This is a genomic window from Enterococcus spodopteracolus (genome assembly GCF_030441955.1).
GTDB lineage: Bacteria > Bacillota > Bacilli > Lactobacillales > Enterococcaceae > Enterococcus_B > Enterococcus_B spodopteracolus.
Genome location: NZ_JARJHD010000057.1, coordinates 1 through 839 on the forward strand (window position 1 = coordinate 1; position 839 = coordinate 839).

2 pseudogenes are annotated in these 839 nt (G+C 53.9%); both read left to right on the forward strand.

Annotation, left to right across the window (positions count from 1 at the left end):
• Window positions 1-182 precede the first annotated feature (182 nt).
• A pseudogene (locus P3R27_RS15450) lies at window positions 183-544 on the forward strand (phage tail tip domain-containing protein).
• A 61-nt stretch (window positions 545-605) separates the two neighbouring features.
• Window positions 606-839: pseudogene (lom, locus tag P3R27_RS14425) on the forward strand (outer membrane beta-barrel protein Lom); the annotation flags it as partial.

The following is an 839-nucleotide window of genomic DNA, read 5'->3' on the forward strand; positions in this document are numbered from 1 at the left end:
ACGGAAAGCTGACCGCTAAAAATGCGGATATCAGTGGCAGTGTGAATGCGAACTCCGGGACGCTCAGTAATGTGACGATAGCTGAAAACTGTACGATAAACGGTACGCTGAGGGCGGAAAAAATCGTCGGGGACATTGTAAAGGCGGCGAGCGCGGCTTTTCCGCGCCAGCGTGAAAGCAGTGTGGACTGGCCGTCAGGTACCCGTACTGTCACCGTGACCGATGACCATCCTTTTGATCGCCAGATAGTGGTGCTTCCGCTGACGTTTCGCGGAAGTAAGCGTACTGTCAGCGGCAGGACAACGTATTCGATGTGTTATCTGAAAGTACTGATGAACGGTGCGGTGATTTATGATGGCGCGGCGAACGAGGCGGTACAGGTGTTCTCCCGTATTGTTGACATGCCAGCGGGTCGGGAAACGTGATCCTGACGTTCACGCTTACGTCCACACGGCATTCGGCAGATATTCCGCCGTATACGTTTGCCAGCGATGTGCAGGTTATGGTGATTAAGAAACAGGCGCTGGGCATCAGCGTGGTCTGAGTGTGTTACAGAGGTTCGTCCGGGAACGGGCGTTTTATTATAAAACAGTGAGAGGTGAACGATGCGTAATGTGTGTATTGCCGTTGCTGTCTTTGCCGCACTTGCGGTGACAGTCACTCCGGCCCGTGCGGAAGGTGGACATGGTACGTTTACGGTGGGCTATTTTCAAGTGAAACCGGGTACATTGCCGTCGTTGTCGGGCGGGGATACCGGTGTGAGTCATCTGAAAGGGATTAACGTGAAGTACCGTTATGAGCTGACGGACAGTGTGGGGGTGATGGCTTCCCTGGGGTTC